Below are 8,394 nucleotides of genomic sequence, written 5' to 3'. Positions count from 1 at the left end.
TGAGCTAGTACTCAAGTGCTTTTTTAATGCTTGCTTCTAGACGTTCATTTGGAAGAAAGTCTTTCTCAAGATTTGCAGCAAATGGGACAGGAGTATCCAAGCTTGCTACTCTGAAGACAGGGGCATCCAATGACTCAAACCAGTATTCTGAAATCCATGCTGAAATCTCAGCGCCTATTCCTCCTGTGAGACAATCTTCATGCAATACGATTACTCTGCCAGTTTTTTCTACAGAACCTTTTACAGTGTCTTTATCCCATGGGAGTAGGGTTCTGAGGTCGATGACTTCAATCGAATGACCTGATTGATTTGCGGATTGAAGTGCCCAATGAACACCCATACCATAAGTAATGATAGTCAAGTCAGTGCCTTCTTTGCATGTTGCTGCTTTTCCAACTTCAGTAGTGAAGTATCCGTCAGGAATATCTTCTGTCAATGAGCGATAAAGTGCTTTGTGTTCAAAGAAAAGGTATGGATTTGGATCTTCTATTGCGGCATTCAACAGCCCTTTAGCATCTTCAGGATTTGATGGGTATACAATTTTCAATCCGGGAGTATGGAAAAACCAGGCTTCATTGGATTGAGAATGAAATGGCCCAGCGCCAACACCCGCACCAGTTGGCATCCTTACTACTACATCGGCATTTTGACCCCAGCGATAGTGAATCTTAGCCAGGTTATTGATAATCTGATTGAATCCTTCTGTGACAAAATCTGCAAACTGCATTTCCACCACAGCCTTCATTCCTGTGATGCTGAGTCCGAGACCAGTTCCAACAATGGCAGATTCACATAAAGGAGTATTTCGTATTCTGTCTTTTCCAAACTGCTCCATGAAGCCTTCGGTAATTTTAAAGACTCCTCCATAATCTGCAATATCCTGCCCCATGATTACTAATTCAGGATATTTTTCTAATGATTGTTTTAATCCGTCTGAGATAGCGTCAACGAAGCGTCTTGAAGATTTTTTGCTATTTGGTTCAATGACTTCTTGTGCATATGGGTAGTACACATCTGCAAGCTCCACTTCTGGTGATGAAGTAATTGGTTCCTCTTCAAATGCTTCTTTTACAGCATCACTAATTTCTTTTTGGATCGTCTTTCTAATATCACCGATCTCATCATTGGTGCATACTTTTTCTTTAATAAGGTAGCTTTCAAATCCTTTCACTGGATCCTTCTTTGCCCACTTTTCCATCAATTCTTTTGGGACATATTTTGTGCCTGATGCCTCTTCATGTCCTCTCATTCGAAAGGTTTTCGCCTCGAATATGATTGGTCGTGGATTTTTCCGGATATCCGCTACTAGTGGCTCTAATTCATTTAGCACTTCAAGGATAGAATTCCCTTCAACACTGTACGCTTCCATACCATACGCCGGACCTTTCACAACAAAGGAATCGAAATTGAACTGTTCTCGACTTGGAGTAGACAACCCATATCCATTATTCTCAATCACGAAAATGACGGGTAATTTCCAAACCGAAGCGACATTCACTGCTTCATGAAAATCTCCCTCACTTGTTCCACCATCTCCCGTGAAAACCAGGCTTACCTTTTCTTCTTTTCTCAATAAATGTGAAAGGGCAATCCCATCCGCAATACCGAGTTGTGGACCCAAATGAGAAATCATCCCAACAATGTTATAATCCTGAGTACCAAAGTGGAAGCTTCTATCACGACCTTTTGTAAATCCATTTAATTTTCCCTGAAATTGAGAGAATAACCGTTGGAATGGTATATCTCTAGTCGTAAAAACCCCCAGATTTCGGTGCATTGGAAGAATATATTCTTCCTTATTTAGGGCCAAAGCAGCTCCTACAGAAATGGCTTCTTGCCCTATACCGGAAAACCATTTACTGATTTTACCTTGACGTAAGAGGATGAGCATTTTTTCTTCGATCAAGCGAGGAGTGACCAATGCTTTGTGGATAGCAATGAGTTCTTCGTCAGATCTGTTTTTTCGATCAAATTTCATGAGTAGTGTGAATTGATGTGCGAAATAAGTGCATCAGGCCCAAACCTTCAGCCCTTCGGTACAGTTTTTACAAATTTCTATTTCAGAGCGTGAGTTTAACAATGCATTTCGAAAATTTTGATATGCCTTTGAAAACCAGATATCTTCAAACGACTTTTCTGTAACATTTCCCATACTGTGGCTCGCATCCTTATCAAAACAGCAAGGAATTACCTGCCCATCCCAGGTGATCACGCACGATTGCCACATTTTCCAGCATTTATTTTCCAATTCATTCTTGATTGAAAATGTATCATCTGGACCTTTTCTATAGCGGCTGTATTTGTCTATTGTTGGAATAAGTTCATTACCATTTTTATAATCATATATCTGAGCGGTTTTGAAAACCACCTTATCTACTTCATATTCCTTCGCCAACAGCTTGATCTTAGGAATCTCGTGCTCATTAGGTCTAACTACCAAAAATTGCCAAACCACTTTTGGGTGATTTGATTTTAAGGATTTTCGCCATTTCAAAATGTTTTTAGTACCCTCTAGAACCTTAGTTAAATCACCTTCTTTTCGATAGGATTCATACGTCTCTTGTGAAGCGCCATCGATGGAAATGATCAATCGATTCAATCCACTTTCTACTGTTTTTTTAGCATTTTCATCATCCAGGAAATGAGCGTTTGTTGAGGTCGTTGTATATACCTTATGCTTGTTGGCTATTTGAACCATATCCAAAAAGGCTGGATTCAAGTAAGGTTCACCCTGGAAATAGAAGGTCAGGTAAAGCAGATGGCTGCTAACGTCTAGCATGATTTTTTCAAAAAGCACAAGATCTAGTTTTCCGGTGGGACGAGAAAATGAACGTAAACCACTTGGACATTCAGGACACCTCAAATTACATGCTGTTGTAGGCTCTATTGCCATACTTATTGGCAATCCCCTGACCGTTGCTGTACCACTGTGCTGAGACCTTTGATAGCTTCGCCAAATATTCCATGCATTGGATATTCTTTTTGGCGTTAGTTTTGAAGCTAGTGAGATGCTATCGTGCAGATTGATCAACATTGCAAAAACAAAGTAAACACTTGAATCATGAGATTCGTATTTCTGAGCCTTCTTATTTTCACATCCTCTCTTTTGCAAGCTCAAATTCAGCTATCAGAGAATGCTGAAATTGCTGTGATAACTGTAGGACCATATCAGGGCGAAGTTTGGTCTGCTTTCGGTCACAGCGGGATTAGAATTAAGGATCAGGATAGAAGAATTGACTGGTTTTATAACTATGGACTGTATGATTTTGAGCAGGAAAACTTCTTCTTAAATTTTGCTCAAGGCCTACTCAAGTACAAGGTTGGGGTAACCAAATATGATCGGGTATATCAATTTTATAAGAGTCAAAATCGATTTATTAAAGAGCAATACCTGAATTTGACGCAAGAAGAGAAACAACAATTTTTTGATTTTCTTCAAAACAATGTGAAACCTGAAAATGCCGAGTACCTCTATAATTATGTATATGATAATTGTGCTACAAAAATCAGGGATGTAGCTGAAGGGCTTTATCCCGGACGTATTGATTTTGATCTGAGTTATAAAGAAGAAAACAAAACAATTCGTGATCTGATGGATGATTATCTTGATTATCAACCATGGGGAGATTTTGGCATTGATCTGGGATTAGGAATTCAAATAGACCGGGAGGCTGAAGCGTACGATTACATGTTTTTACCTGACTATGTTAATAAAGCCTTTGCCGGAGCAACGATTTCAAGAGATAGCATCTCAGTTCCTTTAGTATTAAAGGAGATTGAATCGTTCACACCAGAAGAAGAATCTTTTGCGAATGGATTGTTAACACCATTCAATACCTTCGTCATCTTATTTTTTATTGTTGGGTTAATTACTCATAGAAACCTCAAATCAGGGAAGCGAACAAAATGGGTAGATGTCCTACTTTTTTCACTGGTTGGTTTTGCGGGTCTGTGGGTAACTTTTCTATGGTTTGGTACGGAACACCTTTCAAAGGTGAATCTCAACATCTTATGGGCAATACCTTTTCATATACCAATTATCTTTTTAGTGGGTAAAGAAAAATACAGGCAATTTATTGGACGGTATTTCAAGATTACGGCTTATTGGTATTGCCTGCTTTTAGTGATATGGATGTTATTACCACAACCACTGCATCAGTCTTTGGTACCGCTGGTTCTTACGCTTGTACTTAGAAGTTTTTACATTGGCTATGATCTGAGAAAACCTAAAGTCAAACTTTCAACCAATGGGAAGGCTTAATTCTCCATTTGCACTCCATTCCAGAAAGCGACGTATCCTTTAATGTTTTTAGCTAACTCGCTGGTTTCTGGATAGTACCAAGCTGCATCTTTGTTTTCATCACCATTTACTTCGAGGGTGTAATAGCTCGCTTTTCCTTTCCAGGGACACACAGTATGAGTATCTGTTTCTTTGAAGAATTCTTTTTTTATAGATGATGGAGGGAAATAATGATTTCCTTCAACAACGACAGTATCATCACTTTCGGCGATTACCTCACCATTCCAAATTGCTTTCATAAGATCAAGGTTTTTACAATAATCGAAAATAATACCTATTAGCTTGTAATAACATACGTAAATACATTTCAACTGTCGTGATCCTTCCTTTTGAAGTTATTGTAAAGCATCAAATTCAGTAAAAGTACCTTCCGGTACTTCATCTAATACCTCAATGCTTTGCAGCGTATTTCTACCTCTACTAGAGGAAAGCATAATCTCCCCATACTTTTTATAATCAGCCCATGGAGTAATAAAACTTGGTTCTAATGCAGATGAATCAGGATAATAAGCCCACTGAGTTACTAATTTGGAGTCTGTATCGATCCAAACTTCGTATACATTTTGAGGAGTAACTCCTACATCTTCAAAGGACAAGCTCACCACATCTGCTCTGGCGCCTGTCTGAGTGGTGTCTTCTCTTAGATATTTTAAGGTAACCCCGGAATCTTTTAGTTTGTAAGGCATCACCAACCAGTACGAATCATTGACCCACATTCCGTACCCTCTTTCAAGATAATATTCAACAGAGTCAGTTACTTCTACTCCGCGTTTCATTGCTTTCCCATCCTTTGTATTGATATTCATCAAAATTGTGAGATCATCCGCTGGCACTTCAATGCGAACGTCTCCAGTTGATTTATCCCAAATATGATCTCTCCTTCCAAAGAAGTTCCATCTGATGTAGCGTGTGTTGTCCCATGCTTTTCTTCCGCCCATTGCCAGCATGGTTTTGTCTGCAAGTAGCGTTGCAAGCAAATCGGAACCTTCCTGGTTGAATCCTTCCGCTGGTGGGTTATTATATTCTACAAATTCACCACCATCAACTGCTGTAGAATCAGCAGATTCTGAAGAGGTTGAACCCGTCGAACAAGATGAAAGAATTAGAATGACTAAGACCGTAGATAGAAGTGTTTTCATGTCTCTTAATGTTTGTTATAAATATAGGAATAAAAAAAAGGAGACCATTACAGTCTCCTTTTAGTTTAGGTTGGTTGTGTTTCGTTAGTCTTGTCCTTCTTTGAACTGCTCGAATCGATCTCCCTCATTTGATCTAGGGAAAACGTTATTATCCGTGTAAGCATCAGCAGTCATCTTATCTGGATCGATCACAATTTTAGTCACTTCTTTGTCCTTTATAAAGACTTTAGTCACTTCTTTCTCATTGATTCTCCAGATTTCAGCAGGAATTTTTTCTAATTCTGTAGTCCCATCTGCATACGTCCATTGGATGATAACCGGCGTTACAAGACCGCCTTGATTTTTCAAGGTAAGTTCATAAAAGTTCTTGCCTTCTGCTGACTTTTTGATTTTGTCCTGATCCATTGATTGGCGGTATTCACCTGATCCTCCATTCCATTCTTGGAATACAAATGGCTGTGGATCGCTACCAAAATCTTTTTGTCCATCATTTTGATTGTCAATTCCCTGACCAGCTCCTTTGATGTTTCTGGTCTCAAGACCATTTTCTTCAGTTTGCATCTGGAACCATCGAACATTTGCAAGATCTACATCTACATAATCCGTACCGTAGAACCACCCTTTCCAGAACCAATCCAGATCAACAGCCGAGGCATCTTCCATTGTTCTGAACAGATCTGCAGGAGTTGGGTGCTTAAATGCCCATCTTTCAGCATACGTTTTGAATGCCTTATCAAAAAGCTCAGGACCCATTACCGTTGTTCTTAGAATATTCAACGCAGTTGCTGGCTTGGCATATGCATTCGCTCCAAATTGGCGGATCTGCTCGGAGTTAGTCATAATTGGACGAACCAATCCATTTTCTCCACTCATGTACGGGACAATATTAGCTGCAGGTCCTCTTCTCGAAGGATATTCATAATCCAGGTAGTTCTCAGCAAACTCCTGCTCTGTCAAGTACTGTACAAAAGTATTCAAACCTTCGTCCATCCAGGTCCACTGTCGTTCGTCAGAGTTAATGATCATCGGGAAGAAATTATGTCCTACTTCATGAATGATTACCGAGATCATACCATGCTTCTTTCTATCAGAATATGTTCCATCAGGGTCAGGACGACCATAATTGAAGCAGATCATTGGGTATTCCATTCCAATCGAAGCAGTGTGAACTGAAATAGCTACCGGATAAGTATATTCAATGGTGAATTTTGAATACGTCTCAAGAGTCTGTTTCACAGCAAGTGTTGAAAAATCCTCCCATAGTGGGTTGCCTTCTTTAGGATAGTAAGACATAGCCAATGGCTCATTTCCATCACTAAGTTTTACGGCCATCGCATCCCAGATGAATTTTCTGGATGCACAGAAGGCATAATCTCTTACATTCTCTGCTTTATACTTCCAAGTTTTAGTATCACTTGCTTTTGTTTTCTCGTTTTTCTTTGCCTCTTTTTCTGTGACAATTATTACAGGCTGATCATACGATTTTTTAGCTTGCTCAAAACGCTCTATTTGTTCTGCTGTCAGCACTTCTTTAGCATTTTGGAGCATTCCTGTAGCCCCTACAACAAAATCAGAGGGAACAGTGAGGCTTACTTCATAATCACCAAAGGTCAGTGCAAACTCGCCACTTCCAAGGAACTGCTTGTTTTGCCATCCTTCATTGTCAATGTAAACGGCCATTCTCGGGAAGAACTGAGCGATCGTATAGATGTAGTTGTCTTCTTCTTCAAAGTACTCTAAACCAGATCTACCTCCATCAGTCATTCGGTTGTTGATGTTGTACATCCAGTCGATGCTGAATGTCATGTTTTCACCTGACTTTAAAGGCTGAGCCAAATCGATTCGCATCATTGTTTTATTAATGATGTAGCTCATGTCTTTACCTGCACTTTTTACGGATTTGATTTTAAATCCGCCATCATAATCTTGATCTCCGGTTAATCTAAAAACCGCAAACGAACTAAGTGTATCGCGCATACTTGATCTGCCTATAAGAGGTGTTTCAGAATCTCTTGCTCTTACATTTTGATCAAGCTGCACCCACAAATACTCGAGATCGTCTGGGGAGTTATTGTAATAAGTGATTGTTTCACTTCCGGTGATCGTTTGCTTTGTATCGTCTAGAACGATATCCATTTTGTAATCCGCTTTTTGTTGCCAGTACTGATGTCCCGGGGCTCCTGAAGCTGTACGATAGACATTGGGAGTTGGCAGCATGGTTCCAAGTTGCTCAAACTTTTGCTCCCATTCTGTGTCTTTTTGCTTTCGGTCTTGGGCCATGGAAATGGTCGCCACCAAAAAAGCTCCAATTAGTAGAATGCTATTCTTCATAGTTACGTTTAATTAATAAAATTTTTCAGTTTAAATAGTTAGTATCTAACATAAGCATTAGTGCTATTCCACCTACTGCTGATGAGATAATCATTTTCCAATCTCTTCGGCTTATTCCTCCTAATCCGACGAAAAAGAAACTAATGACAATGAATAATCCAACGACAATTATTTGACCTACCTCTAAGCCTACATTAAAGGCAAAAAGCTGTAGGATAATTGTTTTGTCTGTGCCTAGTAGGGCCCTCAAGTAATTAGAAAATCCCAATCCATGGATCAACCCAAAAAATCCGGCATAACCATAGTTTCTCCAGATTTTACCTTCTGCAATGCGTTCTTCTTTAGTGAAAAGATTCGAAATAGCTGTTATCAAAATAGTGACTGGAATGAGGAATTCGATCAGGTCTGCATTGATCTTGATGATCCGCATGGTAGCAAGGGCCAAGGTGATTGAGTGACCTATTGTGAATGCGGTTACCAAAATCAAAACTTTCTTCCAATCGGTTGATTGATAGAGGGCACAAAGGACCACTACAAATAATATGTGATCATAACCATTTACATCCAGTATATGGTCAAAACCTAACCCGTAGTACAACCTAAATTCACTCATGGGGTTGCGAA

Annotated in this window: 7 protein-coding genes; 1 reads left to right on the top strand and 6 read right to left on the bottom strand. The window is 39.5% G+C overall.

Going from position 1 to position 8,394, the window contains the following annotated elements; genetic code table 11:
• Positions 1 to 4: 4 nt before the first annotated feature.
• Positions 5 to 1,978 (bottom strand): alpha-ketoacid dehydrogenase subunit alpha/beta, encoded by a 1,974-nt coding sequence (locus ACOMC3_RS17170; protein WP_420317118.1) that lies wholly within the window; start codon positions 1,976 to 1,978, stop codon positions 5 to 7.
• Between the two features lie 33 nt (positions 1,979 to 2,011).
• On the bottom strand, positions 2,012 to 3,034 hold the full coding sequence (locus ACOMC3_RS17165) for an SPASM domain-containing protein (RefSeq protein WP_420317117.1): 1,023 nt from the start codon (positions 3,032 to 3,034) through the stop codon (positions 2,012 to 2,014).
• Between the two features lie 27 nt (positions 3,035 to 3,061).
• Between ACOMC3_RS17165 and ACOMC3_RS17160 the strand changes: the two genes are divergently transcribed.
• Positions 3,062 to 4,261 (top strand): DUF4105 domain-containing protein, encoded by a 1,200-nt coding sequence (locus ACOMC3_RS17160; RefSeq protein ID WP_420317116.1) that lies wholly within the window; start codon positions 3,062 to 3,064, stop codon positions 4,259 to 4,261.
• Here the strand turns inward: ACOMC3_RS17160 and ACOMC3_RS17155 are convergent.
• From ACOMC3_RS17155 to ACOMC3_RS17140, 4 genes are all read right to left on the bottom strand, one after another.
• A complete protein-coding gene (locus ACOMC3_RS17155) occupies positions 4,258 to 4,539 on the bottom strand; it encodes a DUF427 domain-containing protein (protein WP_420317115.1) in 282 nt (93 codons plus the stop codon). The genes ACOMC3_RS17160 and ACOMC3_RS17155 overlap by 4 nt on opposite strands.
• Positions 4,540 to 4,635: 96 nt before the next feature.
• Positions 4,636 to 5,439 (bottom strand): hypothetical protein, encoded by an 804-nt coding sequence (locus tag ACOMC3_RS17150; protein ID WP_420317114.1) that lies wholly within the window; start codon positions 5,437 to 5,439, stop codon positions 4,636 to 4,638.
• Between the two features lie 84 nt (positions 5,440 to 5,523).
• Positions 5,524 to 7,770: a M1 family metallopeptidase gene (locus tag ACOMC3_RS17145; RefSeq protein ID WP_420317113.1), complete on the bottom strand. Its 2,247-nt coding sequence runs from the start codon at positions 7,768 to 7,770 to the stop codon at positions 5,524 to 5,526.
• A gap of 25 nt (positions 7,771 to 7,795) precedes the next feature.
• A complete protein-coding gene (locus ACOMC3_RS17140; protein ID WP_420317112.1) occupies positions 7,796 to 8,383 on the bottom strand; it encodes a HupE/UreJ family protein in 588 nt (195 codons plus the stop codon).
• Between the last annotated feature and the right edge of the window lie 11 nt (positions 8,384 to 8,394).

The sequence above is a fragment of the Ekhidna sp. genome, assembly GCF_965212185.1.
GTDB lineage: Bacteria > Bacteroidota > Bacteroidia > Cytophagales > Cyclobacteriaceae > Ekhidna.
This window is presented reverse-complemented; position numbering and strand designations above follow the sequence as displayed.

Bases quoted from the DNA above. Each gene is read 5' to 3' on its own strand.
- ACOMC3_RS17170 (WP_420317118.1), bottom strand. From the start codon at position 1,978: ATGAAATTTGATCGAAAAAACAGATCTGACGAAGAACTCATTGCTATC.
- ACOMC3_RS17165 (WP_420317117.1), bottom strand. From the start codon at position 3,034: ATGTTGATCAATCTGCACGATAGCATCTCACTAGCTTCAAAACTAACG.
- ACOMC3_RS17160 (WP_420317116.1), top strand. From the start codon at position 3,062: ATGAGATTCGTATTTCTGAGCCTTCTTATTTTCACATCCTCTCTTTTG.
- ACOMC3_RS17155 (WP_420317115.1), bottom strand. From the start codon at position 4,539: ATGAAAGCAATTTGGAATGGTGAGGTAATCGCCGAAAGTGATGATACT.
- ACOMC3_RS17150 (WP_420317114.1), bottom strand. From the start codon at position 5,439: ATGAAAACACTTCTATCTACGGTCTTAGTCATTCTAATTCTTTCATCT.
- ACOMC3_RS17145 (WP_420317113.1), bottom strand. From the start codon at position 7,770: ATGAAGAATAGCATTCTACTAATTGGAGCTTTTTTGGTGGCGACCATT.
- ACOMC3_RS17140 (WP_420317112.1), bottom strand. From the start codon at position 8,383: ATGAGTGAATTTAGGTTGTACTACGGGTTAGGTTTTGACCATATACTG.